Annotated in this window: 24 protein-coding genes; 14 read left to right on the forward strand and 10 right to left on the reverse strand. The window is 64.8% G+C overall.

Annotation, left to right across the window (positions count from 1 at the left end):
* Nucleotides 1-97 precede the first annotated feature (97 nt).
* A complete protein-coding gene (locus tag ACPEE1_RS02195; protein WP_116926766.1) occupies nucleotides 98-955 on the forward strand; it encodes a M48 family metallopeptidase in 858 nt (285 codons plus the stop codon).
* Nucleotides 956-975: 20 nt separating this feature from the next.
* On the opposite strand, the gene ACPEE1_RS02200 is transcribed toward ACPEE1_RS02195, so the two are convergent.
* Entirely contained in the window at nucleotides 976-1,275 is a 300-nt protein-coding gene (locus ACPEE1_RS02200) for a DUF2218 domain-containing protein (protein WP_232539474.1), read from the reverse strand.
* A gap of 5 nt (nucleotides 1,276-1,280) precedes the next feature.
* Nucleotides 1,281-2,306 carry an alpha/beta hydrolase gene (locus ACPEE1_RS02205; protein ID WP_116926767.1) on the reverse strand — a complete coding sequence of 342 codons (1,026 nt, stop codon included), beginning with the start codon at nucleotides 2,304-2,306 and terminating at the stop codon, nucleotides 1,281-1,283.
* Nucleotides 2,307-2,468: 162 nt separating this feature from the next.
* Here ACPEE1_RS02205 and ACPEE1_RS02210 point away from each other — a divergent pair, with 162 nt between their 5' ends.
* Both ACPEE1_RS02210 and ACPEE1_RS02215 read left to right on the forward strand, forming a co-directional pair.
* The gene (locus ACPEE1_RS02210; protein ID WP_232539473.1) at nucleotides 2,469-3,392 is read left to right on the forward strand and encodes a helix-turn-helix transcriptional regulator; all 924 of its coding nucleotides are present in this window, start codon (nucleotides 2,469-2,471) and stop codon (nucleotides 3,390-3,392) included.
* Nucleotides 3,393-3,544: 152 nt separating this feature from the next.
* Entirely contained in the window at nucleotides 3,545-5,854 is a 2,310-nt protein-coding gene (locus ACPEE1_RS02215; protein ID WP_182344062.1) for a TonB-dependent siderophore receptor, read from the forward strand.
* A gap of 67 nt (nucleotides 5,855-5,921) precedes the next feature.
* On the opposite strand, the gene ACPEE1_RS02220 is transcribed toward ACPEE1_RS02215, so the two are convergent.
* Entirely contained in the window at nucleotides 5,922-6,560 is a 639-nt protein-coding gene (locus ACPEE1_RS02220; protein ID WP_116926770.1) for an MBL fold metallo-hydrolase, read from the reverse strand.
* Between the two features lie 190 nt (nucleotides 6,561-6,750).
* On the opposite strand from ACPEE1_RS02220, the gene ACPEE1_RS02225 reads away from it, so the two are divergent.
* The 6 genes from ACPEE1_RS02225 (at nucleotide 6,751) to pntB (ending at nucleotide 13,616) form a co-directional block, all read left to right on the forward strand.
* Nucleotides 6,751-7,587 carry an AraC family transcriptional regulator gene (locus tag ACPEE1_RS02225; RefSeq protein WP_423935062.1) on the forward strand — a complete coding sequence of 279 codons (837 nt, stop codon included), beginning with the start codon at nucleotides 6,751-6,753 and terminating at the stop codon, nucleotides 7,585-7,587.
* An 80-nt stretch (nucleotides 7,588-7,667) separates the two neighbouring features.
* Complete coding sequence (locus ACPEE1_RS02230) at nucleotides 7,668-8,093, forward strand: cupin domain-containing protein (protein ID WP_423935063.1); 426 nt, start codon at nucleotides 7,668-7,670, stop codon at nucleotides 8,091-8,093.
* Between the two features lie 136 nt (nucleotides 8,094-8,229).
* Nucleotides 8,230-8,577 (forward strand): hypothetical protein, encoded by a 348-nt coding sequence (locus tag ACPEE1_RS02235; protein WP_133248178.1) that lies wholly within the window; start codon nucleotides 8,230-8,232, stop codon nucleotides 8,575-8,577.
* A gap of 163 nt (nucleotides 8,578-8,740) precedes the next feature.
* Nucleotides 8,741-10,366, forward strand: a complete 1,626-nt coding sequence (locus ACPEE1_RS02240; protein WP_133248179.1) for a hypothetical protein — start codon at nucleotides 8,741-8,743, stop codon at nucleotides 10,364-10,366.
* Between the two features lie 147 nt (nucleotides 10,367-10,513).
* The gene (locus tag ACPEE1_RS02245) at nucleotides 10,514-12,187 is read left to right on the forward strand and encodes a Re/Si-specific NAD(P)(+) transhydrogenase subunit alpha (RefSeq protein ID WP_423935064.1); all 1,674 of its coding nucleotides are present in this window, start codon (nucleotides 10,514-10,516) and stop codon (nucleotides 12,185-12,187) included.
* Between the two features lie 19 nt (nucleotides 12,188-12,206).
* Nucleotides 12,207-13,616, forward strand: coding sequence for a Re/Si-specific NAD(P)(+) transhydrogenase subunit beta (gene pntB / locus ACPEE1_RS02250; RefSeq protein WP_423935065.1), 1,410 nt, complete (start codon nucleotides 12,207-12,209; stop codon nucleotides 13,614-13,616).
* A gap of 6 nt (nucleotides 13,617-13,622) precedes the next feature.
* Here pntB and ACPEE1_RS02255 read toward each other — a convergent pair whose 3' ends face one another.
* Both ACPEE1_RS02255 and ACPEE1_RS02260 read right to left on the reverse strand, forming a co-directional pair.
* Nucleotides 13,623-14,210, reverse strand: coding sequence for a hypothetical protein (locus ACPEE1_RS02255; protein WP_423935066.1), 588 nt, complete (start codon nucleotides 14,208-14,210; stop codon nucleotides 13,623-13,625).
* Between the two features lie 63 nt (nucleotides 14,211-14,273).
* The gene (locus tag ACPEE1_RS02260; protein WP_182345519.1) at nucleotides 14,274-15,077 is read right to left on the reverse strand and encodes an exodeoxyribonuclease III; all 804 of its coding nucleotides are present in this window, start codon (nucleotides 15,075-15,077) and stop codon (nucleotides 14,274-14,276) included.
* 10 nt (nucleotides 15,078-15,087) lie between these two features.
* Here ACPEE1_RS02260 and pyrE point away from each other — a divergent pair, with 10 nt between their 5' ends.
* From pyrE to ACPEE1_RS02275, 3 genes are read left to right on the forward strand one after another with little or no spacing between them, the layout of a single operon-like run.
* Nucleotides 15,088-15,786, forward strand: coding sequence for an orotate phosphoribosyltransferase (gene pyrE, locus ACPEE1_RS02265; protein ID WP_021026826.1), 699 nt, complete (start codon nucleotides 15,088-15,090; stop codon nucleotides 15,784-15,786).
* 40 nt (nucleotides 15,787-15,826) lie between these two features.
* Nucleotides 15,827-16,468 carry a DUF4124 domain-containing protein gene (locus tag ACPEE1_RS02270; RefSeq protein ID WP_133248180.1) on the forward strand — a complete coding sequence of 214 codons (642 nt, stop codon included), beginning with the start codon at nucleotides 15,827-15,829 and terminating at the stop codon, nucleotides 16,466-16,468.
* A 16-nt stretch (nucleotides 16,469-16,484) separates the two neighbouring features.
* A complete protein-coding gene (locus tag ACPEE1_RS02275; RefSeq protein WP_116926778.1) occupies nucleotides 16,485-17,105 on the forward strand; it encodes a DNA-3-methyladenine glycosylase I in 621 nt (206 codons plus the stop codon).
* Between the two features lie 11 nt (nucleotides 17,106-17,116).
* On the opposite strand, the gene ACPEE1_RS02280 is transcribed toward ACPEE1_RS02275, so the two are convergent.
* The 5 genes from ACPEE1_RS02280 to ACPEE1_RS02300 all read right to left on the reverse strand — a co-directional run bounded on the left by ACPEE1_RS02280 (nucleotide 17,117) and on the right by ACPEE1_RS02300 (nucleotide 20,193).
* Nucleotides 17,117-17,650 (reverse strand): GNAT family N-acetyltransferase, encoded by a 534-nt coding sequence (locus ACPEE1_RS02280; RefSeq protein ID WP_182344052.1) that lies wholly within the window; start codon nucleotides 17,648-17,650, stop codon nucleotides 17,117-17,119.
* A 67-nt stretch (nucleotides 17,651-17,717) separates the two neighbouring features.
* Entirely contained in the window at nucleotides 17,718-17,948 is a 231-nt protein-coding gene (locus ACPEE1_RS02285) for a hypothetical protein (RefSeq protein WP_021026822.1), read from the reverse strand.
* Nucleotides 17,949-18,043: 95 nt separating this feature from the next.
* On the reverse strand, nucleotides 18,044-18,406 hold the full coding sequence (locus tag ACPEE1_RS02290; RefSeq protein WP_116926780.1) for a hypothetical protein: 363 nt from the start codon (nucleotides 18,404-18,406) through the stop codon (nucleotides 18,044-18,046).
* 14 nt (nucleotides 18,407-18,420) lie between these two features.
* On the reverse strand, nucleotides 18,421-18,993 hold the full coding sequence (locus tag ACPEE1_RS02295) for a hypothetical protein (protein ID WP_133248181.1): 573 nt from the start codon (nucleotides 18,991-18,993) through the stop codon (nucleotides 18,421-18,423).
* Between the two features lie 69 nt (nucleotides 18,994-19,062).
* On the reverse strand, nucleotides 19,063-20,193 hold the full coding sequence (locus ACPEE1_RS02300; RefSeq protein ID WP_423935067.1) for an alkene reductase: 1,131 nt from the start codon (nucleotides 20,191-20,193) through the stop codon (nucleotides 19,063-19,065).
* Nucleotides 20,194-20,517: 324 nt separating this feature from the next.
* Between ACPEE1_RS02300 and serA the strand changes: the two genes are divergently transcribed.
* Together serA and ACPEE1_RS02310 are read left to right on the forward strand one after the other, a co-directional pair.
* Nucleotides 20,518-21,747, forward strand: coding sequence for a phosphoglycerate dehydrogenase (gene serA, locus ACPEE1_RS02305; protein WP_116926783.1), 1,230 nt, complete (start codon nucleotides 20,518-20,520; stop codon nucleotides 21,745-21,747).
* 193 nt (nucleotides 21,748-21,940) lie between these two features.
* Nucleotides 21,941-22,897 (forward strand): TauD/TfdA dioxygenase family protein, encoded by a 957-nt coding sequence (locus ACPEE1_RS02310; RefSeq protein WP_116926784.1) that lies wholly within the window; start codon nucleotides 21,941-21,943, stop codon nucleotides 22,895-22,897.
* Nucleotides 22,898-22,914 lie beyond the last annotated feature (17 nt).

Consider the following 22,914-nt stretch of genomic DNA (forward strand, 5'->3'; position numbering starts at 1 on the left):
ATTTATTTGTTAAATATGTTCATCGATGTACCAAGCGAAATCGTATATGGGGCTAAAAATGCTGTGCAATCATCGCTCTTTCATGATTGGAACTGGAATGCCTGATCTACCCCATCCCTCACCACTGTTCAGCTGCGCCTGCCAAGGGCGCCGTGCCTGGCTGCAGGCCCTGGTGGCCGGAGCTGTGGTGGCCAGTGCTGGCGGGACGGGCACGGCCTGGGCGCAGGTGGAGGTGGGCAAGTCGTCGGCGCTGCGCAACCTGGTGCCGGCCGAAGCGCTGGAGCAGGCGGCACAGCAGCAGTACGGGGAGCTGCTGGCGCAGGCCAAGCAGCAGGGCGCATTGGCGGGGCCGGGCAATGCCCAGCTGCAGCGCCTGCAGACGATTGCCCAGCGCCTGATTGCACAGGCCCTGCCCTGGAACCCGCGCGCCAAGGACTGGAAGTGGCAGGTGAACCTGATCGGCAACAAGCAGATCAACGCCTTTTGCATGCCTGGCGGCAAGATCGTGTTCTACACCGGGCTCATTGACCAGCTCCAGCTCAGCGACGACGAGATTGCGATGGTGATGGGCCATGAGATGGCGCATGCGCTGCGCGAGCACTCGCGCGAGCAGCTGGCCAAGACCCAGGCCACTGGCTTGGGCATCCGCCTGGGTGCGGCGATTTTGGGTCTGGGCGATATGGGCACCGCTGCGGCCAACCTGGGCGGCCAGCTGCTTACGCTCAAGTTCAGCCGCTCCGATGAGTCCGACGCCGATCTGGTGGGGCTGGAGATCGCTGCGCGTGCCGGCTATGCACCGCAGGCCGCCGTCAGCTTGTGGGAGAAGATGGGCGCTGCCACCGGCAAGGGCGGCATCGGCTTTTTGTCGACCCACCCGACCGGGCCCAACCGCATTGCCAGCCTGCAGGCCAATGTGCCCAAGGTGCAAGGCCTCTACGAGCAGGCCAAGCGCTAAACGTCAAGCCTAAGACGACCTTACACCCAGGCCACCACCATCGGGTTCTTGCGCGAGAACAGCGCCACATGCGCGTCGATCGCATGGCGCACCCTGGCCAGTGCCTCGGCATTGTCAGCGCTGCAGACAAAGGACAGCATGTCGCCCTCGGCCCGCAGGCTGCAGTGGCCCCAGGGGAACTGGGCCTCACCCTGGTGGCTGTCGTACTGCACGCTGATCTTGCGGCTGAAGTGGTAACACAGGCGCTGCAGATAGCGGCTGGCCTCCGGGGTGGCGACCTGGCCTTGGCTGGAGAGGATGGGTAATGTGGACACAGGCATGGCGCTCAGTCCTCGATCGCCATTGCCAGCGCCTGCTGGGCCGCTGGCAGCATGGCGCTGCCGTGGTCGGCGCCGGGAAAGCTGGCATAGCGCAACTCCAGGTCCGGCGCGCCGCGCAGGCCCTCCATCAGCGCGGGGATGCCCGGGGCGTTCTGGCGCTGGCGCCGTATGGCGTCGCGGGCCGGGTCGCTGGCGGGGGGGGATGGCGCGGGCCGAGATGCCTGCGTGGATGGCGCCACAGGCCTCGCTTCGCGCTCGCCTTGCGTGACCAGCAGCCGCAGCGCCGGCGCATCCTTCGCCTGGCTGGCGGCATGCGCCAAGAATCCGGGCAAGGCCTGCAGCACCAAGCCATCGCGCCACCAAATCGAGGGGCTGGCGGCGACATAGCGGCCAAATCTGCCCGGCCGCGTCAGCAGCGCGTGCAGCACACAGAGGCCGCCGTACGAGTGGCCAAAAAAGGTCTGGCGCGCCGTGTCGATCGGCAAGCTCCCCTCCACCAGCGGGCGCACCTGCTGGTCGATGAAGTCGAGGAAATGGTCGGCACCGCCTTCGGCGCGTCCGCGCGCATCGGTAGCCGGGCCGGGGGCCGGCGGCGTGTAGTCATAGCTGCGCGCAGCAAGGTCCAGCACCTGGCTGTCGGCATAGCCCAGGCCAACGACCACGGCGCCTTGCGTGGGCACCGAGGGCCCGCGCGCAAAACGGTTGCGCATCAGCTGCGCGGTGGGCGTGAACAGCAGGTTGCCGTCAAGCAGATAGAGCACCGGGTAGCCCTGGGGCGGTGGTGGCGCGGGCGGCACGGCCACCATGATGCGGTGCACGCGCTCGGGCGCGCCCGGGCCCGGCATGCCGGGGGCGCGCAGGTCCAGCTGCCGCGTGCCGGGCAGGGTGACCGGTGGCGCGTCCTTCAGGCTGCTGTGCCAGGCGCAGCCGGGCAGCGCGAGCGCAGCGCCCAGGCCCAGCAAACGGCGCCGGGTTATATCGGCCAGTTGGGCCAAGGGCAGGGTGGGAAGAGGGGGCAGGGCGAGTTGCATAGGGGCTGGGCTTGCGGCAAATCAACCATGGGCTTGAGAATGATTTGCATTAAGAAATTATCATGGCAAGCATGGCACAAACCCGCTTGGCCCATGTTTGCTGCAGCAAGAAAGATGTTTGCGCATGCTGGGCTCCTTCAACACGCTCTACCGGCCTGGCCTGTGCGCGCCGCTGATTCCGCGATCAACGCCGAGGCGGAGCTGCGCGCGCATGTCTCGCGGCTGCGCGAGCTGCGCCCTGGCCTGAACCTGCACAGCGAAGACGGCTGCGACCCGCGCGACCAGACCGCGCAGGCCGATATCGATGCCGGGCTGCGCCTGGTGGTGTTGCTCGAAGGGCGTATCGATGTCTCTTACGGCCTGACCCGGGTGGCGCTGAGCCACCAAGGCGCAGGCGCCAGCGCCGCGCTGGTGTCGGTGGCCGAGCGCGAGCGCTTTGAGCGGCGGGCGCGCTCGGGCGTGTACTCGCGCCGCGTCAGCCTGGGGCTCACCCCTGCCTGGCTGGCCCAGGCTGGTGGTGGCGATGGGGCCGGCTGGCCCGATCTGCAGCGCTTCATGCACGAGCACCTGGCCACGCGCCAGTGGCAGCTGTCGCCGCGCGCTGCGGTGATTGCCGAGCAGATCGTGCACCCGCCCGGCTTGACTCCCCTGCTGCAGCACATGTACCTGGAGAGCCATGCGCTGGAGCTCTTGGGCGAGGCGCTGGCCACCGTGGGCGATTGCGAGGCCGCAGCGGCGGGCGGCAGTGCGGCGAGATTGCTGCCGCGCGAACACCAGCGGCTGCGCGAGTTGCATGCGTTTCTCGCCTCGGGCCAGGCCGATGCACTGTCGATGGATGCGATTGCGCGCCAGGCAGGCGTCAATGCCAGCACCTTGCAGCGCCAGTTCCGCAGCGTCTACGGCACCACGGTGTTTGAGTTTTTGCGCGAATGCCGGCTGCAGCGCGCCCGCCAGGCGCTGGAGCGCGATGGCATCACCGTGGGCCAGGCCGCGCTGCTGGCCGGCTACACCAGCGCCGCCAACTTTGCCACCGCCTACCGCCGGCGCTTTGGCCTGGCGCCCAAGCTGGCGCGGGTACGGGTTTAATCACTCGCCTTCCGGCTTTTAGCCTTGCTGCATGCCTGTGCTGCCGCTGGCGCAAACATCTTTGTTGGCCGCGCAAACCACGAGTCACCCCTGCAATGGAAGAATTCGATATTCGGTAATGAAAATCATTTGTCTTTCAAAAAAGGGGTGGTATGGCGATCCAGGCAGGGGAACAGGGGTGGCGTTTGCGCGCCGTGGCAGCGGCGGTGGCGGTGCTGGGCATGCAGGCAGGGGCCCAGGCGCAAACACAGGCTGCAGCGCAAGCGCCGTCGGAGCAGGATCCGACCTTGGCGACGGTGCAGGTGCTGGGCACGGCAGAAAGCGCCTGGAAGCAGGCGCCGGGCGTCTCGACCGTCACGCGCGAGGACCTGGACAGCCAGCCGAGCAATGACCTCGCCGATGTGCTGCGCCAGCAGCCCGGTGTGAACCTGACCAGCAACTCCAGCAGCGGCCAGCGCGGCAACAACCGCCAGATCGACCTGCGCGGCATGGGGCCGGAAAACACCTTGATCCTGGTCGATGGCAAGCCCGTCAACAGCCGCGGATCGGTGCGCTACGGCTGGCGCGGCGAGCGCGACACGCGGGGCGACATGAACTGGGTGCCGCAAGAGGCCGTCGAGCAGATCGAGGTGCTGCGCGGCCCCGCCGCTGCCCGCTACGGCAATGGGGCGGCTGGCGGCGTGGTCAACATCATCACCAAGGGCATCCCCGACAAGCTGAGCGGCAGCGCCACCGTGTACTACAACCAGCCAGAGGATTCGCGCGACGGCAGCAGCAGCCGCACCAGCTTTTCGCTCGCCGGGCCGATCTCCGAGCAGCTGGGCTTTCGCCTGAGCGGCAATGTCGACAAGACCGATGCGGACGCCTGGGACATCAACCAGGGCCATGCCTCGACCCGCACCGGCATTTATGCCGGCACCTTTCCGGCCGGCCGCGAAGGCGTGCGCGACCGCAACCTCTCGGGGCGCCTGAGCCTCAAGCCCGCAGCGGGCCACCGCATCGACTTCGATGCCAGCTTTGCGCGCCAGGGCAATATCTACGCGGGCGATACGCAAAACACCAACAACTACACGGTCGATGCGAATGGCAAGCTGGTGGCCACCTCGCAGCGCGTGCTCGATGCGCTGGGCACCGAGACCAACCGCATGTACCGCTCGACCTATGCCGTCACGCACAAGGGCGAGTACGACTTTGGCAGCTCCACCGCCTACCTGCAGTACGAAACCACGCGCAACACGCGCATGAACGAAGGCCTGGCCGGCGGTACCGAAGGCCTGTTCTCCAGCGATGCCTATGGCACCTCCAAGCTCGACATCCTGACCGCCCATGGCGAGATCAGCGCCCGAGGCCAATGGGGCAGCCTGCCCCATGTGATGACCCTGGGCGCCGAGTGGGTGGAGCAAAAGCTCAACGACAGCAACTCCGTCTCGCAAACCACGACCGAGGCCGGCAGCGTGCCGGGGGTGGACAACACCGGCCGCAGCGGCAAAGCATCGTCGCGCATTGCCTCGCTCTTTGTCGAAGACAACATCGAGCTCAATGCCAGAACCCTGCTGACCCCCGGCCTGCGCCTGGACCAGCACAGCGAGGTGGGCACCAACTGGAGCCCGTCGCTGAACCTGTCGCACTACCTGACGGACAAGGTCACGTTGAAGGCCGGTGTGGCGCGGGCCTACAAGGCGCCCAATCTGTACCAGACGAACCCCAACTACCTGCTCTACAGCCGTGGCATTGGTTGCTGGGGCGCGGGCGGCGCCTGCTACCTGATGGGCAATGCCGACCTCAAGCCCGAGACCAGCATCAACAAGGAGCTGGGCATCGAGTATGCCGACGAGGGCCTGCTGGCGGGCGTGACCCTGTTCCACAACGACTACCGCAACAAGATCGATGCGGGCATGACCCCGGTGGGCACCGCGACCGGCGGCACCGGCGCCTATGCCAATGCCGATGTGTTCACCTGGACCAATATCCCCAAGGCAGTGGTCTCTGGTGTGGAGGGTACGTTCAACGTCAAGCTCAGCCCCGCAGTGCGCCTGAGCAACAACCTCACGTACATGGTGCAGAGCAAGAACAAGACCACCGGCGAGCAGCTGTCCATCATCCCCAAGTACACGCTCAATTCACGCATGGAGTGGCAGACCACCAACGCCTTGCAACTGCTCGGCTCGGTCACCTGGTACGGCGGCCAAAAGCCCAACAAGCTCGACTACCAGGGCCTGCCGCTGACCGGCGAGGAAACCCGCCGCCTGGCCCCCTATGCGCTGGTGGGCGTGGGCGCGCGCTACAGCTTCAGCAAGGATGTCACCCTGACCGCCGGCATCAAGAACCTGTTTGACAAGCGGCTCTACCGCATGGGCAATGCCGTGGGCGTGAACAACCCGCGCACCATCTACGGCGCAGGGGCCGCCACCTACAACGAGCCCGGTCGCTCGTTCTACGCCTCGCTGACCGCCAAGTTCTGATCGGCGCCCATGCAAAATAGGCCAGCGGCATGCCGCTGGCCTTTGGCGTTAAAACCTGAACCCCGGATCAGGTCCCACCCACATAAGGATTGCTTTGGCGCTCGCGGCCAAAGCTGCTCTCGGGGCCATGGCCGGGGATGAACACCGTTGCATCGCCCATGGGCCACAGCCGCTGGGTGATGGAGTCGATCAGCTGCTGGTGGTTGCCCTGGGGGAAATCGGTGCGGCCAATGCTGCCGGCAAACAGCACATCGCCAACAAAGCAGCGCGTGATCTGCGGCGCATGGAAGACCACATGGCCGGGGGTGTGGCCGGGGCAATGGCGCACCTGCAGGGTCTCCTGCCCGATGCTGACCGTATCGCCATCCTGCAGCCAGCGCGTAGGTGTAAAGCTTTGCGCGGGTGGAAAGCCGAACATCTGGCTTTGCTGGGGCAGGCCATCGATCCAGAACTGGTCGCCCGGGTGCGGGCCAATGATCGGCAGGCCGCGCTGCGCGGCCAGCTCGCCGGCGCCACCGGCATGGTCGATATGCGCATGGGTGAGCCAGATGGCCTGGAGCTGCAGACCCAGGCGCGCGATCTCTGCCTCGATCCGATCCAGATCGCCACCGGGATCGATGACGGCGGCCTCCATCTGCTGGTCGCACCAGACCAGGGAGCAGTTTTGCTGAAACGCGGTGACGGGAATCGTGTGGTAGTGGAGCATGGTTCAAATCGGTGCCTGCGGCAACGCGCAGGGCTGGCGGATGCGGGGCGCAATCTGGCTATTGTGCGGCAAGCTGTGGTGGGCTTGGGGCTGGGCGGGGTTCGGAGCCGCAAGTGGCGGGCGCCGATTGGGGGATGGTTTGTAGAATCAGCACTTCGCCCCCTGCTTTCACCACCTATCTGGACTCTTGATGCCCCGCCCCCCTGCCTTGCCACGTTCGGATTGGGTGCTGCGCAGCCCGCCTTCCGACAGCATGGAGCGCATCGAGGCCTGGTTCCAGGGCCGGGCCTACGCGATGCACCGCCACGACACCTATGCGATAGGGCGCACCCTGGCGGGCGTGCAGAGCTTTCACTACCGGCGCGGCCGGCGCGACAGCCTGGCCGGCAGCACCCTGGTGCTCCATCCCGACGAGGCGCATGACGGGCAGGCCGGCACGGACGAGGGCTTTCGCTACCGCATGGTCTATGTGGAGCCTGCGCTGATCCAGGACATTCTGGGCGGCAGCGCGCTGCCATTTCTGGAGGGCGGCATCACCAACGACCCGGCGATATCGGCCGCTGCTGAGGTCCTGCTGCAAGGCGTGGGGGATATTGCCGAGCCGCTGGAGCAAAGCGATGCGCTGGTGCAGCTGGCCCACGCCTTGGCCGCTGCCACCGGTGGGCCCGGCACGCGGCGCGCCATAGGCAAGGGCGACTACCAAGCCGCCCTCCGCGCGCGTGACTATCTGCAGGCCCATGCCACCCGGGTCGTGGCGCTGGACGAGTTGGAAGCGGCCACCGGCCGCGACCGCTGGAGCCTGTCGCATGATTTCCGCATGTTCTACGGCACCAGCCCCTACCGCTACCTCACCATGCGCCGGCTCGATGCCGTGCGGCGCGTGCTACTGGCGGGCCTGTCGCTGGCCGAGGCCGCCCAGGATGCCGGTTTTGCCGATCAAAGCCATATGACGCGGCATTTTCTCAAGACCTTTGGCATCACGCCGGGGCGCTGGCTGCAGGTCATGCGCCAGGCATCACGCCGCTGAACGCTTCCCCACAAACGTTCAATACTTTTGGGCGGTGCATTCTTAAGCTGGCTGCTGTTTTCAACACTTACAGCACCACCATGTCAGCACCTACCGAAACAGCTCCCACTCCAAGCCACCGTGGCCAAGGCCAGTCCATCGATCTGCAAGGCAAGATCGCATTGCTGCAGGGCCACTGGCAGCCGCGCGTGGTGGCAGAGATGAACGACTACCAGTTCAAGGTCGTCAAGATCGCTGGCGAATTTCTCTGGCACCAGCACCGCGACACCGATGAGACCTTTATCGTCCTCGATGGCCAGCTGCGCATCGGCCTGCGCGACGCCAGCGGTGACATCCGCGCCATCCACCTGCAGGCCGGCCAAATGGCTGTTATCCCCCAGGGTATAGAGCACAAACCCTTTGCACAGGAAGAGGTTCAGCTGCTGCTGATCGAGCCGCGTGGGGTGGCGAATACGGGGGATGGGGAGGCGGGGGCGCGCACGGTGGCGAATGATCTCTGGATTTAGAACCCAACCAGTGAAAAGACGAAAATGGTGGGTGCTACGCCATATTCGCTAGACTTTTGGGTTCGACAGATGCCTGGAAAAAATGGGCAATGCTATAGCGCAATAAAGCACCAAAATAGCGGGGGAGATATTGACGATGAGCGCAGTATTGCGAGTTTCAGGTTTGAACGTGGAAGTCTGTTTGGCCAATACCACGATCCAACCCTATCGGCTGGAAAACGGCACGGCCCATTTCTTGGTGAGCGACTGCGACTTCGATGATGTTTCTGGCCAGTTGCGGGATGCACTGGCCTTTCTCAGCAACCATGCCGCCGATATCAGGTTGATGATGCAGACGCCGGAGTCGACGGCGACGCTGGATTTTGCGCGCGAGGCCAGAGAAGAGGGGTTTCAGTACCTGGCTTTTCCTGCGGTACTGGTGCAGTGCGCCGGGGAGCTGGGGATAGGTCTGGAAATTTCTTTGTACCCGGTGCAGGTGCCTTGAGTATTTAGAGCCATGGGTTTCTGCAAACGCCACCTAAGATGTATTGGTGAATGCAATAGTGCGGAGTTGCTGTATATACTGCCCCGATAATCAAAGGAGGTAGAAGGTGAAGAAAGCTCTGGGTATTCCATTTTTTCGATCTGCAGTTTTGGCGGGCGCCGCGATGCTGTTGTGCACCCCTGGCTGGGCAGCACGTGATTTCACGCCGCAAGCAGGCACCTGGGTGGTGACTGATGAGCTGGACGGCAAGCCCGGCCGAGGCCTGGCGATTGATGTGCAGGGCAACACCTTCTTCATGCAGGTGTTTGGCTATGAAAAGAATGGTGATGCCACTTTCTACACCGCCACCGGCCAGATGGACGGCAACAGCGTCACCGCGCCACTGATGCGCTACAAGGGCGGCCGCAGTTTTGGCAGCGAGGCGCGCGATGCCGTTGAAGACCAATCCCTCGGGAATGTGCGTGTGAACTTCCGCAACGGCGTTGCTGGCACGGTGCAGTTCCCCGGCGAGCCGGAGACGGCTATCGAACGCTTTGTGGTGCGCAGCGATGATGCCAACGTCACGAACCCGCGTGCGCAAACGGGGATACGCGTGCTGTCGATGCTGGTGCTGGATGGCCAAGGTGATGTGAGCAACCAATGGAAGAGCGAACTGACGCGTATGTCGGATGGCCGCTTCCGACTCACTTTGATGGAGGCCCAGGCAGGGTACTACAGTCCTGCTTTCACTGTTTTTGAAGAGCTGGACTGCGAGCTGCAGGGTCAGCGCGCGCGTTGGCATTGCTCACACCCCAACACAGCCACACCGGCCAATGATGCGGCGAGCTATCGCGTGGCGGCATTGACTTTTGAGCTGGTGGGCTATGACCTGGTAGGCAGCGTGCAATTGCAAGGTGCACCGGCGGGAAAGGCGCAAACCATTACCGGCTATAACCTGGGAGCGCACGAGGTAGGAGGCCGCCGCCAAGAGGGCAACACGACATGGACCACCTCTGTCGAGCAGAACTACCAGCGCGGGCTTTTTAGGCGAGGTGGAGTCTGCCAGGTCAGCTGCTTTTCCACGGAAAACGTCTCGACTTTGATGCCGATCAATGGCACCTGGGTGGTGGAAGATGAACTGACCGGCAAGCCGGGGAGGGGGCTGGCGCTCGACATCCAGGGCAATACGGCCATCTTGCAGGTCTACCACTACCGCGACAATCTGCAGCCGAGCTTTCATATGGGCAGTGCGGCCTATCTGAGCAAAGGGGTGAAATCCATGGCTTCGGTGGCCGCCATTCCGATGGACGAGTACGTTGGCGGCCGCAGTGTGGGCGGCGCCAAGCAATCCGCGCAATGGCGCAGCCAGGCAGGCCATGCACAGCTGGAGTTTGCCTACGACATCGCCAATGACCGCTCTGATACCCCGCCCAACGAAGCGTCGTTGTGGTGGACCGTGGGCCAATTGCAGTTGCCGGGAGAAAGCCCGGTCCGTATCCGCCGTCTACAGCTGGAGAAGCCGGCCAATTTCCCCGAAGCGATGCTGGGCAAGTGGTTTCTTCACGGTGCCAAGAAGACCTTGGAGCTGACCCAGGTGGTCGGAGACGTGGTGACCACAGCCGATGGCTCGGTGTTTTGTTCTTTGGTGAGCGATCGATACGATGCGGACGTCAGTTGCGGGCAACTTGCCCCCGAGGTGGGTTGGGCATGGCACCAGTTCTTGCAAATGCCGATCATGAACCGTGGTGGCACGATGACCCGTTTGCGCGACCGCCATGGCAATGCGGTGGGGCTGGGTGTATTGGACTGACGTGCCGGGGCGCGATAGGGCCCCTAGGCAAAAATGCGCGTAGCCCAAATGGCTGCCCCGTGATACAAGGGGTTCAGCGCTGCAGCCATCGCCGGGCATACCGGCGCTCTGCAAGCCCGTTGATCCCTGAACCAGGAGCGCGCATCCATGTCCAGCATCTCACCGCCCACCGCGCCTGCGCCGCAGGCCGCGGCGTCTCCGCCCCAGTGTATCGGTGTGCCGCACGAGATATTTCCCGGTGAAAAGCGTGTCGCCACTGTGCCTGCGGTGGTCGACAAGCTGGTCAAGCTGGGCTTTCGTGTCAGTGTGGCGGCTGGCGCTGGCGAGGCGGCCAGTTTTGGCGACGAGGCCTACCGCGCGGCGGGCGCCCAGGTGCTGCCCAGTGCGGCGATCTGGGCAGGGGCTGACATTCTCTTCAAAGTGCGGCCCCCGACGCCTGAAGAGGTGGAATGGATGCATGCCGGCCAGATTCTGGTCGGCTTTGTCTGGCCCGCGCAAAACCCCGCGCTGATGGCGCAGCTGGCAGCCAAGGGGCTGACCGTGCTGGCCATGGATGCGCTGCCGCGCACCCTGAGCCGCGCGCAGAAGATGGATGCGCTGACCTCGATGGCGGGCGTCAGCGGCTACCGGGCGGTGGTCGAAGCGGCCCATGCCTTTGGGCGTTTTTTCAACGGGCAGATCACGGCGGCGGGCAAGGTGCCGCCTGCGCAGGTGTTTATCGCGGGAGCAGGGGTGGCTGGCCTGTCGGCGATTGGCACGGCGGTCAGCCTGGGCGCGGTGGTGCGCGCCAACGATACGCGGGCCGAGGCGGCCGACCAGGTGCTGTCGCTGGGCGGCACCTTTGTGCCGGTGCACTATGCCGAAGAAGGCGGTGGTGGCGGCGGCTACGCCAAGGTGATGAGCGAGGGCTTTCAGGCCGCGCAGCGCCAGATGTATGCGCAGCAGGCGGCATGGGCCGACATCATCATTACCACGGCCCTGATCCCCGGCAAGCCGGCGCCGCGCTTGATCACTGCCGAGATGGTGCAGGCGATGAAGCCCGGCAGCGTGATTGTGGACATGGCCGCCGAGCAGGGTGGCAACTGTGCGCTGACGGTGCCCGGTGAGGCCGTGGTGCGCCACGGCGTGACGATTGTGGGCTACACCGACCTGGCCTCGCGCCTGGCGGCGCAGTCCTCCACCTTGTATGCCAACAACCTGCTGCGCTTGACCGAGGAGCTGTGCAAGGCCAAGGATGGGCATGCGCTGGTCAACATGGAGGACGATGCGATCCGGGGCCTGACGGTGGTGTACCAGGGCAGCATCAGCTGGCCCGCGCCTGCGCTGGCGGCCGCGCCCGTGGCCAAACCGGCAGCGGCTACTGCGGGAGCTGCGGGCACGGCAGCAGCCAGCCCGGCGGCTGCCAAAAAACGCGGCCACGGCCACGGCCACGGCCATGGCGCCGGCAGCCCCTTGCCGGCACGCACCCTGGCGATCCTCTTTGCAGTGCTGGCGCTGCTCTTCTGGCTCATTGGCGCCCATGCGCCTGCGGCCTTCCTGGGGCATCTGACGGTGTTTGTGCTGGCCTGCTTTATTGGCTACATGGTCGTCTGGAACGTGACACCCGCGCTGCACACGCCGCTGATGAGCGTGACCAATGCGATCTCCAGCATCATCGCCATTGGCGCGCTGGTGCAGATGGCGCCGCCGGGCGTGGTGGGCACGGACCGGCCGGGGCTGCTGATCGGCGCACTGGCCTTTGTGGCGCTGGTGCTCACGGCGATCAATATGTTTGGTGGTTTTGCGGTCACGCGCCGCATGCTGGCCATGTTCCGCAAATAGGCCACCGAGGTAGAACCGCATGACCGAAAGCCTTGCCACCGTCGCCTACCTGGGCGCTGCCATCTTGTTCATCCTCAGCCTGGGCGGGCTGTCACACCCCGAGACCGCGCGGCGCGGCAATCTGCTGGGCATGCTGGGCATGGGCCTGGCGGTGCTGGTGACCATTTTTGGCCCGCGCGTCTCGCAGTCCGGCGTCGTGGCCATTGTCATCGCGCTGGTGCTGGGCGGCGGCATCGGCCTGTATGCCGCCAAGCGGGTCAAGATGACCCAGATGCCCGAGCTGGTGGCGCTGATGCACAGCCTCGTCGGCCTGGCCGCCTGCCTGGTGGGTTTTGCCAGCTATGTCGATACCTCGCACCCGCTGCAAGGTGCCGAGAAGGCCATCCATGCGGCCGAGATCTATATCGGCATTCTCATTGGCGCGGTCACGTTCTCGGGCTCGCTGGTGGCCTTTGGCAAGCTCAATGGCCGCATTGGTGGCAAGCCGCTCTTGCTGCCGGGCCGGCACCTGCTCAATCTGCTGGGGCTGGTGGTGGTGGTCGCGCTGGGCTGCTGGTTTGTGCAGAGCGCATCGCTGGGCCTGGGCATGCTGGCGCTGCTGGTGATGACCGCCATCGCGCTGCTGTTTGGCCTGCACATGGTGATGGCCATTGGCGGTGCTGACATGCCGGTGGTGGTGTCCATGCTCAACAGCTATTCGGGCTGGGCCGCAGCGGCCACGGGCTTCATGCTGGGCAATGACCTGCTGATCGTCACCGGCGCGCTGGTGGGCTCGTCCGGGGCGATCCTGAGCTACATCATGTGCCAGGCGATGAACCGCAGCTTTATCAGCGTCATCGCTGGCGGCTTTGGCAGTGGCGCGCCCACGTCCGCGGGCCAGGCAGGTGCGGCGCCCCAGGGTGAGGTGGTGGCGGTGACGGCGGCCGAAACCGCCGAGATGCTGCGTGAGGCCAAGCGCGTGGTCATTGTGCCGGGCTATGGCATGGCAGTCGCCCAGGCCCAGCACACCGTCAACGAGATCACCCGCACGCTGCGCGAGCGCGGCGTCGAGGTGCGCTTTGCGATCCACCCTGTGGCCGGCCGCATGCCCGGCCACATGAATGTGCTGCTGGCCGAGGCCAAGCTGCCCTATGACATCGTGCTGGAGATGGACGAGATCAACGACGACTTTCCCGACACCGATGTGGCGATGGTCATTGGCGCCAATGACATCGTGAACCCGGCCGCGCAGGACGACCCCACAAGCCCCATTGCCGGCATGCCGGTGCTGGAGGTCTGGAAGGCGCGCCAGTCGATCGTGATGAAGCGCTCGATGGCGACCGGTTACGCGGGCGTGGACAACCCGCTTTTCTACAAGGACAACAACCGCATGCTGTTTGGCGATGCCAAGCAGATGCTCGATGAGGTGCTGGCGACGCTCAAAAGCTGAGCGCTCTTACCATTCGAAGGCGGAGTCACTCTTGGGAAAGCGCTCGACCGGGCACTCGCCGCTGCGCGCATAGCGGTCGGCATAGTTGAAGCGGTAGGCCATCTCGCTGCCATTGCGGCAGGGCAGGCCGCCATACAGCCGGGCATAGGTCGCGCGCGCGCCACTGCTGCTGCGGTAGGTGTCTTCGCCCTTGAAGACCAGCTTGCCGTCCTTGTGCTGGATGCGCAGGGTGCCGTACGAGGCGTTATTGGGCGTCTCGTAATCGACCAGCATGTCCGCGCCCTGCTGGCCCAGCTGCGAGATGATCAGAAAGTTGGCGCGCTGCTCGGCCACCAGCTGCTCCCGGCTCAGCACCCGCATCGTGGCGGTGGACTGCAGCCGGGGTGCCAGTGCCAGGGCCTTGCCTTCGAGCACGATGATGGCGGCGGTATTGTCTGGTGAATCCCGCGTAGGCCCTGCCAGCAGCACCTTGGACAGGCGCTGGGTCAGCGCCTCCACCAGCTCCTGCGTGCTGTAATCCGATGCATCCTTGGCGCAGGCGGCGGTGCTGGCCAGCAGGCCGGCCAGAAGAAGAGAGGCTGCAGTGATGCGCATGGAGGTCTCCCGAGGGGCGCTGTGGGCTCCCGGCACCTGGGACGCAGGGGCCAGGCCGGAGGGTTACAGCTGGAAGTCGTAATCGATGGTGATCGGGGCGTGGTCCGAGAACTTCACATCCTTGTAGATATGCTCCTTGCGGGCCAGCGCGGCAATCGCGGGCGTGGCCAGGTGGTAGTCCAGGCGCCATCCCACGTTGTTGGCATAGGCCTGGCCCCGGTTGCTCCACCAGGTGTAGCAGGCATCGGTGGTATCGGGCTGCAGCACGCGGTACACATCGACCAGGCCGCCGGTCTCGGTCTCTTTCTCCAGCAGCTGGGTCATCCAGCTGCGCTCTTCGGGCAGAAAGCCGCTGTTTTTCTGGTTGCTGCGCCAGTTCTTGATGTCGGCATTGGTGTGGGCAATGTTCACGTCGCCGCAGAGAATGAAGTCGCGCTCGGCGCGCAGGCGCATCAGGTGGGGGTGCAGCTCGGCCAGAAAGCGGTACTTGGCGGCCTGGCGGATCTCGCCGGAGCTGCCGCTGGGGAAGTAGCAGCTGATGATGGAGAGCTTGCGCGTGGGCGTGTCAAAGCGCAGCTCCACATAGCGGCCTTCGGCGTCGAACTCGTTGGGCGAAAAGCCGATCACCACATCGCTGGGCGCATGGCGGGTATAGATGCCCACGCCCGAGTAGCCTTTTTTCTCGGCAAACTGGAAATACCCGTTCATCTCATCGATGACGTCGAACTTGTCCAGCATATCCGCTTGCTGTGCCTTGATTTCCTGCACACAAATACAATCGGGCCGGGTTGTCTCAATCCAGGGGATCACGCCCTTGGTGGCAGCGGAGCGGATGCCGTTGAGGTTGAGGCTGGTTAATTTGAACAAGGATTGGGTCATGGTCGTTAGTCTCCCACAGTCAGGCGCGGATGCGCAGCTGGCGCAGGATTTTGTAGAGTTTGCCGTGGACGCGGGCGTGCTGCGCTTTGGGCAGTTCACCACCAAGGCCGGCCGCATCAGCCCGTATTTCTTCAATGCGGGCCTGTTCGATGACGGCGCCAAGATGGCGCGGCTGTCCGAATTCTATGCAAAAGCAATTCTGGCCAGCGGTGTGGCATTCGACATGGTGTTCGGCCCGGCCTACAAGGGCATTCCGCTGGCTGCGACCGTGGCCGTGGAGCTGGCGCGCCAGGGCAAGAACGTGCCCTTTGCCTATAACCGCAAAGAGGCCAAGGACCACGGCGAAGGCGGCAGCCTGGTGGGTGCGCCCCTCAAGGGCCGCGTGCTGATCATTGACGATGTGATGTCGGCCGGCACCGCCGCGCGCGAATCGATTGCGCTGATCCAGGGCGCGGGCGCCATCCCCCACGCCATGGCCATTGCATTGGACAGACAGGAAAAAGCCACTGAGAATGGCAAGGATGTGGCGCATAGTGCGGTGCAATATGTGCGTGACCAGCTGGGCATGCAGGTCTGCACCATCGCCAAGCTGGAGGACCTGCTGGCCTTTCTGGCCCAGGGTGCGGCCGCCGATTCGATGCGTGAACACCACAGTCAGGTGCTGGCGTACCGGGAACGTTATGGCGTTGGCAATTGATTATTAGAATTCGATAGTTTTGAATGATAAGGATCTGACGATGCGCAAGGACCGGTGTGCCGCTGCTTGGGCCATGGCGATGCTGATGCTCGCTGGCGCCAGCCATGCCCAAAAGTCCCCGTCTACGACCATGGTCTACAGCTGCGTCGATGCGGGCGGGCGCCGCCTGACGGCGGACCGGCCCATTGCCGCCTGCGCGGACCGTGAGCAGCAGGTCACGATGCCCGGCGGTGCGGTACGCACGGTCGGGCCTGCTTACTCCGAGCGCGAGCGCGCCGAGCAGGCCGCCCAGCAGCGCCGTGAGGCCGAAGAGCGCTACCGCGCCAATGACGGCAAGCGCCGCGAGCGGGCACTGGCGACCCGCTTCCCCAGCAAGGCCGCGCATGACGCCGAACGCGCTGAAGCCGTCGACGTGCTGCGCGCCCAGATCCGCATCGTGCAGGAGCGCCGCAGCTTCTTGCTGGAAGACCGCAAGAAGATCGACCAGGACATGGAGTTCTACAAGAAGGACCCGAGCAAGGCGCCCGCCCCGCTGCAGGCGCGCCTCGATGGCAACCGCCGTGACTTCAAGGAAGTGGACGAGCAGATCGCCACGATCAACGACGAGATCAAGGCCACCAATCTGCGCTTTGACGAAGAGGCCCAAAGCCTCAAACCCTACTGGAGCCCGGCTGCCAAGTAGCCGTGCGCACGCCCCCATGCCTCTTGACTCCCTCGCCCCAGGCCTGGCGCTGGCCGACGACCAGCGCGCGCGCTGCAGCTGGTGCATGGCCTCGCCCCTCTACCAGCACTACCATGACCATGAATGGGGCTTCCCCGTGCATGACGACCGCCGGCTGTTCGAGAAGATCTGCCTCGAAGGCTTTCAGGCGGGCCTGAGCTGGCTGACGATTCTGAACAAGCGCGCGTCATTCAGAGCCGCCTTTGCACAGTTTGATGCCCTGCAGGTGGCGCAGTTTGGCGCCGACGATGTGCAGCGCCTGCTGGCCGATGCCGGCATTGTGCGCCACCGGGGCAAGATCGAGGCGGTGATCAACAATGCCCAGCGCCTGGCCGAAGTGCAGCGCGAGTTCGGCAGTTTTGACGCCTACCTGTGGCGCTTTGCGCCAGCACCCGCCAGCCGCCCCGAGCGCATCACGCTGGAGGCCGTGCGCCAGATGGGTGTGCCGCCCGAGGCGGTCGCCCTGTCCAAGGACCTGAAAAAACGCGGCTGGAAGTTTGTCGGCCCGACCACGGTCTATGCCTTCATGCAGGCCATGGGCATGGTCAATGACCATCTGCAGGGCTGCCATGTGCGCGATGGCCAGCCGGCGGGCTGAGCGCTGTTGCGCTACAGCCCAGCCAGTTCGCTGACCAGCAGCGAATAGCGCTGCAGCGATACATACGCTCCATCGCGCTTGCTGCAGTCGCGCAGCAGGCCTTCGTGGCAAAAGCCCAGGCGGTCCAGCAGCCGGGTCGATGCCGCATTGCCAGGCTCCACATAGGCCACCACGCTGTGCAAGTCCAGACGCGCAAAGGCGCTGGGCAGCCACTGGCGCAGCGCCTGGTCCATCCAACCCTGGCCCCAGTGGTCGGGCAGCAGCCAGTAGCCCAGATCGGCGCTGTCGGCTTCGTCGTCATGGTCGTAGAGGCCGACGGCCGCGATGACGGCGCCATCGAGCAGCACCGCCTGCCACCAGCCGCTGCCCTCACTGGCGACGGACGCATACCAATCGAGTTGCTCCTGCGCAATCGCGCGGGCATCGCTGTGCTCTGTTTCCAGCCCGTAGAACGCGGTCAGCCGCGCATCACCCATCGCATGGGCGACGACGAACAGGTCGGCGGGGGAGAAATCGCGGAAATGGAGGCGTTCGGGCTGCAGCATGGTGCAAGCCTAGCACCGCTGGGCGGCGGTGCTGTGCGATAGGGAAGAGGGGGAGGTGAAACAGCCGTTAAGCCGCTACATGCCAGCGGGCGGGCTGGTGGCTGCCAACGGTCTGTATGCCCAGCAGCGCCGCGTTGCGCTGCAATACGGCTTCAAACTGTGCGCCGCTGGCGCCGATCTGCTCGGCAGCGCCATCCCAGTAGTCGTCGGCAATCTGGGCGGCCGTGAAGTCGCGGTGCGTGAACTTCTGCACAATATTGCGCAGCTTGTCGAGGTTGATGCTGTCGATATCGGTCATGGCAAGCCTCCAACTCAGATGTAAACACCAGTGTCGCGCAAATGGGGCGGCTGTCAATCGGCAATCGCCACCAAACCGGTGCTTTGAACAGGTTCTTAGCCGCGCATGGCCGCTGTGCTGCGCAGCAGGCGCTGCACCAGGAGCGCGCCCACCCAGGCAATGCCGCCAATCCACAGCGGCACCAGCACATAGCTGGGTGCGCGGGCCCACTGGCCCAGTTCGTCCAGCTCCCTCAGCGGCCACAAGGCCAGCGCCAAGCCGCAGGCCCACCAGGCCAGCGCCAACAGCGCAAAGGCCCAGGGCAGCCAGGCGGGGCCGCCACCTGCTGCGCGCTGCCGGGTGGGGCGGTTTTGCACAAACATCCACAGCACGGCGGCGAGCACCAGCAGCAAGGACAGGCCCAGGGCCACCGGCCACCACAGGGCCAGCGGCAAAAAGGCCAGAGTCAGCGAATCCATGGCAGGCCCGGCCTTTATTCCTTGTTGCAGAGCATGGAGTCAGCCAGGCTGCCCACGGTCACGCGCAGGTTCTTGCCCTTGTGGGCCTGCACCGCCCAGGTGTCGCTCAAATCTTCGGGCACCAGATCCTTGTCTTGCATCAGCTCGGGCTTCTTGTGCTCGGAGCGGTCCTGCTTGACCACCTCGGGCACGATCATCGTGATGGTGCTGCCGTCCATGCGCCACTGGCCCGTGCCTTGCAGCACAAAGCGGTATTGCTGGTCGGTGCTGGGCATGTCATAGACCAAAAAGGCCTGCGAGCGCAGGCTGTGGTCGGGGTTGAACTGGTTGGTATAGGTAAAGCTGGCGCTGTCCTTGCCCATGCTGATCTGGAACTGGCATTCCCAGACGCCGGCCAGGTCGGCTTCGCTGATGCTGGCCGCCGCAGGTGACGGGGCCTGCGGTGCCGGTTTGTCTGCGGGAGCCTGCTGGGGCGCACGTGGCGCCGGTTGGGCCTCTTTTTTGGAGGGCCAGAGGCTGGAGCAGGCGGCCAGGCCGGGGACCAGCAGCAGACAGAACGTGGTGCGGAAGAGGGGAGTCAATGGCATCTGCGCACTCTACCAAAATCCGGTAAAGCCGCGGCCCGGGCCTTTGTAGGCCCAGGCCGTTCAAGGCGCTTAGCCGGCGAGGGTAGGGTAGTCGGTATAGCCCTTCTCGCCGCCGCCATAGTAGCTGCTGCTGTCGCCGGTGTTCAGCGCCGCGCCGCTACGCAGGCGCTCGACCAGGTCGGGGTTGGCAATGTAGGGCCGGCCAAAGGCGACGATATCGGCCTGGCCGCTGGCTACGGCTTGCTCGGCCAGCGCACGGTCATAGCCGTTGTTCACCATCCAGGCGGCCTTGCCGCCGGCGCGGCGGTATTCCGCCTTGAAGGCCTCGTAGTCGAAGGGACGGCCTTCGACTTCACGCGGGCCGCCGGTGGCGCCTTCGATCACATGGATATAGGCCAGGCCCAGCGGCGCCAGCTGGTGGGCCAGGTAGGTGAACAGGCTCTGGGGATCGGCGTCGTCGATGCCATTGGCGGGGGTGACGGGCGAGAGCCGGATGCCGACCTTGCCACGGCCGACCGCGTCGATCACCGCGCGGGTGACTTCCAAGGTCAGGCGGGCGCGGTTTTCGATCGAGCCGCCGTAGTCGTCGCGGCGCGCATTGGCGCCGGTCTTCAAGAACTGGTCGAGCAGGTAGCCGTTGGCGCCGTGGATCTCGACGCCATCGAAGCCGGCGGTCTTGACCGCATTGCGGGCGGCCGCAGCAAAGCTGTGCACGATGCCGGGGACCTCCTCGGCATCCAGCGCGCGCGGCTCGGAGGTCGGCTCGAAGCGGCCTTCGCCGGTGGCCGGGTCGATCAGGTAGGTCTTTGTCTTGGCAGTGATGGCCGAGGGCGCCACGGGGGCCTGCTGGTCCGGCTGCAGCAGGCGGTGCGAGACACGGCCCACATGCCACAGCTGGCAGACGATCTTGCCGCCCTTGGCATGCACCGCGCTGGTGACCTTGCTCCAGCCATCGAGCTGGTCCTGCTCGTACAGGCCGGGCACATCGGCATAACCCTGGCCCTGGTGGCTGATGGCGGTAGCCTCGGTGATCAGCAGCCCGGCGCTGGCGCGCTGGGCATAGTAGGTGGCTGCCATCGGCTGGGGAACGGCCTTGGGCGAACGGTTGCGCGTCAACGGGGCCATCGCAATGCGGTTGGCCAGGGCCAGATCACCCACCTGCACAGGTTCAAACAGGTTATGGGTTGCGGTGCTTGTCATACAAAACTCCTGGTGGTTGTGTCACAAAATCACCCGCTTTTTGTACCACGCAGCCCCGCCCTTTGCAGGCCAGGGTTGAAGCCCGGGCGCTGTCAGCGAAGGCCTTGGATTCTTAAATACCCAACAAATCAAAGGTTTGCTGTGGGGCGGCGGGCAAGCTGGCGCAGGTGATTGGGCGCCAGCCCTGCTGCGATACAACCTAGGGTCAACCCGACAACACGTAATGGCAAAGGTTCTGCGCCATGATCGACCCGGGTCTGCTAGCTGCCGATCGCAGCCTGGTGGGCAGACCGCAGTCGTTTGTGAAAGAGAAAGCGCGCATTCATGACCAAAACATCGCTGGATAAATCGAAGATCAAGTTCTTGCTGCTCGAGGGCATCCACCCTTCTGCGCTCAAGGTGTTGCAGGCGGCAGGCTATACCCAGGTCGAGGCGCTGACCGGCGCCTTGGAGGGCGAAGAGCTCAAGCGCAAGATTGCCGACGTGCACTTTGTCGGCATCCGCTCGCGCACGCAGCTGACGGCCGATGTGTTTGCTGCGGCCAACAAGCTGGTGGCAGTGGGCTGTTTTTGCATCGGCACCAACCAGGTCGATCTGAATGCGGCGCGCGAGCGCGGTATTGCGGTGTTCAATGCGCCCTTCTCCAACACACGCTCTGTCGCGGAGCTGGTGCTGGCCGAGGCCATCTTGCTGCTGCGCGGCATCCCCGAGAAGAACGCGGTATCGCACCGGGGCGGCTGGAAGAAAAGCGCCGACAACTCCTTCGAGATCCGTGGCAAGACCTTGGGCATCGTCGGCTACGGCTCGATCGGCACGCAATTGTCGGTGCTTGCCGAAGGCCTGGGCATGAAGGTCGTGTTCCATGATGTGGTCACCAAGCTGCCGCTGGGCAATGCGCACCAGGCGGCCAACCTCAACGCGCTGCTGGCGCAGTCCGACATCGTGACCCTGCACGTTCCCGAGTTGGCCTCGACCCACAACATGATTGGCGCGGCCCAGATCGCGGCGATGAAGCCTGGCAGCATTTTGATCAATGCCTCGCGCGGCACCGTGGTGGACCTCGACGTGCTGGCCCAGGCGCTGCAAGCCAAGAAGCTGCTGGGCGCGGCCATCGACGTGTTCCCGGTCGAGCCCAAGAGCAACAAGGACGAGTTCCAGTCGCCGCTGCGCGGCATGGACAACGTGATCCTGACCCCGCACATCGGCGGCTCGACGATGGAAGCCCAGGCCAATATCGGCCTGGAAGTGGCAGAAAAGCTGGTCAAGTACAGCGACAACGGCACCACCACCTCGGCGGTCAACTTCCCCGAAGTGGCCCTGCCCGAGCACCCTGGCAAGAACCGTATCCTGCACGTGCACGAGAACCGCCCAGGCATCCTGTCGGCCATCAACCAGGTGCTGGCCGACAACGGCATCAACATCGCCGGCCAGTACCTGCGCACCGATGAAAAGGTGGGCTATGTGGTGATCGATATCGACCAGGAATCGTCGGCCCTGGCGCTGGAGAAGCTGGCCCAGATCGCCGGCACGATCCGCTGCCGCGTGCTGTTCTGATGCCGCGCCCACCATACGGCGAACCAGCGGCGCCGATGCGGTAGATGGCTTTAGACACCGAAGAAAGAGGCTTATGCCTCTTTTTTCTTAGCTGCTGTTGGCATATCGATGCATGAAATGCGTCGTTGTGGTGGCGCACCCCGCTGCCTAGCATGAAGGCTTCAACCCGATTGCCAGACCACGAGGAGCGCCCATGAATGCCATCACCAATGTTCGCCACCTGAGCCCAGCGGCCGATGCCGCTGCAGCTACGGCCCTGCACGTCGAGCCCCTGGCGGGCCGCATCGGCGCGGTGGTGCATGGGGTGTCGCTGTCGGGTGCATTGGAACCGGCGCTGTTTGCCCAGATCAAGGCAGCGCTGCTGCAGCACCGGGTGATTTTCTTCCGGGGCCAGCAGCACCTCGATGACGCCGGCCACCAGGCCTTTGGCCGTTTGTTTGGTGAGATCGAGGCCCACCCTACCGTGCCCGCGCCCGATGGCACGGCCTTTCTGGAGCTCAACTCGCAGCACGGCGGCCGGGCCGATTCCTGGCACACCGATGTGACCTTCAAGGCGGTCTTCCCCAAGGTCTGTGTGCTGCGCGCCGTGACCTTGCCCGGCCATGGTGGCGACACCGTCTGGGCCAATACCGTGGCCGCCTATGAAGGCCTGCCCGCGCCGCTGCAGCAGCTCGCCGAGCAGCTCTGGGCCGTGCATGGCAATGACTACGACTATGCGGAGAACTTCCGCCAGAACACAGCCGCCAGCCAGACCGAGACGCAGGGCCGGGCGAGCTACCGCAAGGTCTTCACCAGCAAGACCATCGAGTCCGAGCAGCCCTTGGTGCATGTGCATGCCGAGACGGGCGAGAAGGCGCTGCTGCTGGGCCACTTTGCCAAGCGCATCAAGGGCCTGCGCAGCAACGAGTCTGCCGCCTTGCTGCAGCTCTTCCATGAGCGCATCGTGCGGCTGGAAAACACCGTGCGCTGGCACTGGCAGCCGGGCGATGTTGCCATCTGGGACAACCGCGCCACCCAGCACTACGCCATCAATGACTATGCCGATGCCCACCGCGTGATGCGGCGCGTGACGGTCACCGGCGACGTGGCGACCTCGGTCGATGGCCGCACCAGCGTCGACCTGACCGTGCGCGAGCCGGCAGCGGCCTGAGCAGCCTGAGCGGCGGC

This window comes from Comamonas sp. 23 (assembly GCF_049601575.1).
GTDB classification, from domain to species: domain Bacteria; phylum Pseudomonadota; class Gammaproteobacteria; order Burkholderiales; family Burkholderiaceae_C; genus Comamonas; species Comamonas squillarum.

What these genes read in the sequence shown, in the direction of transcription:
- ACPEE1_RS02285 (WP_021026822.1), bottom strand. Translation starts at nt 17,948, where the DNA reads ATGACCGATATCGACAGCATCAACCTCGACAAGCTGCGCAATATTGTG.
- ACPEE1_RS02240 (WP_133248179.1), top strand. Translation starts at nt 8,741, where the DNA reads ATGCTGTTGTGCACCCCTGGCTGGGCAGCACGTGATTTCACGCCGCAA.
- pntB (WP_423935065.1), top strand. Translation starts at nt 12,207, where the DNA reads ATGACCGAAAGCCTTGCCACCGTCGCCTACCTGGGCGCTGCCATCTTG.
- ACPEE1_RS02220 (WP_116926770.1), bottom strand. Translation starts at nt 6,560, where the DNA reads ATGCTCCACTACCACACGATTCCCGTCACCGCGTTTCAGCAAAACTGC.
- ACPEE1_RS02310 (WP_116926784.1), top strand. Translation starts at nt 21,941, where the DNA reads ATGAATGCCATCACCAATGTTCGCCACCTGAGCCCAGCGGCCGATGCC.
- ACPEE1_RS02270 (WP_133248180.1), top strand. Translation starts at nt 15,827, where the DNA reads ATGCGCAAGGACCGGTGTGCCGCTGCTTGGGCCATGGCGATGCTGATG.
- ACPEE1_RS02245 (WP_423935064.1), top strand. Translation starts at nt 10,514, where the DNA reads ATGTCCAGCATCTCACCGCCCACCGCGCCTGCGCCGCAGGCCGCGGCG.
- ACPEE1_RS02205 (WP_116926767.1), bottom strand. Translation starts at nt 2,306, where the DNA reads ATGCAACTCGCCCTGCCCCCTCTTCCCACCCTGCCCTTGGCCCAACTG.
- ACPEE1_RS02230 (WP_423935063.1), top strand. Translation starts at nt 7,668, where the DNA reads ATGTCAGCACCTACCGAAACAGCTCCCACTCCAAGCCACCGTGGCCAA.
- ACPEE1_RS02275 (WP_116926778.1), top strand. Translation starts at nt 16,485, where the DNA reads ATGCCTCTTGACTCCCTCGCCCCAGGCCTGGCGCTGGCCGACGACCAG.
- ACPEE1_RS02255 (WP_423935066.1), bottom strand. Translation starts at nt 14,210, where the DNA reads ATGCGCATCACTGCAGCCTCTCTTCTTCTGGCCGGCCTGCTGGCCAGC.
- ACPEE1_RS02195 (WP_116926766.1), top strand. Translation starts at nt 98, where the DNA reads ATGCCTGATCTACCCCATCCCTCACCACTGTTCAGCTGCGCCTGCCAA.
- ACPEE1_RS02280 (WP_182344052.1), bottom strand. Translation starts at nt 17,650, where the DNA reads ATGCTGCAGCCCGAACGCCTCCATTTCCGCGATTTCTCCCCCGCCGAC.
- ACPEE1_RS02215 (WP_182344062.1), top strand. Translation starts at nt 3,545, where the DNA reads ATGGCGATCCAGGCAGGGGAACAGGGGTGGCGTTTGCGCGCCGTGGCA.
- ACPEE1_RS02235 (WP_133248178.1), top strand. Translation starts at nt 8,230, where the DNA reads ATGAGCGCAGTATTGCGAGTTTCAGGTTTGAACGTGGAAGTCTGTTTG.
- ACPEE1_RS02225 (WP_423935062.1), top strand. Translation starts at nt 6,751, where the DNA reads ATGCCCCGCCCCCCTGCCTTGCCACGTTCGGATTGGGTGCTGCGCAGC.
- ACPEE1_RS02295 (WP_133248181.1), bottom strand. Translation starts at nt 18,993, where the DNA reads ATGCCATTGACTCCCCTCTTCCGCACCACGTTCTGTCTGCTGCTGGTC.
- pyrE (WP_021026826.1), top strand. Translation starts at nt 15,088, where the DNA reads ATGGTCGTTAGTCTCCCACAGTCAGGCGCGGATGCGCAGCTGGCGCAG.
- ACPEE1_RS02300 (WP_423935067.1), bottom strand. Translation starts at nt 20,193, where the DNA reads ATGACAAGCACCGCAACCCATAACCTGTTTGAACCTGTGCAGGTGGGT.
- ACPEE1_RS02200 (WP_232539474.1), bottom strand. Translation starts at nt 1,275, where the DNA reads ATGCCTGTGTCCACATTACCCATCCTCTCCAGCCAAGGCCAGGTCGCC.
- ACPEE1_RS02290 (WP_116926780.1), bottom strand. Translation starts at nt 18,406, where the DNA reads ATGGATTCGCTGACTCTGGCCTTTTTGCCGCTGGCCCTGTGGTGGCCG.
- serA (WP_116926783.1), top strand. Translation starts at nt 20,518, where the DNA reads ATGACCAAAACATCGCTGGATAAATCGAAGATCAAGTTCTTGCTGCTC.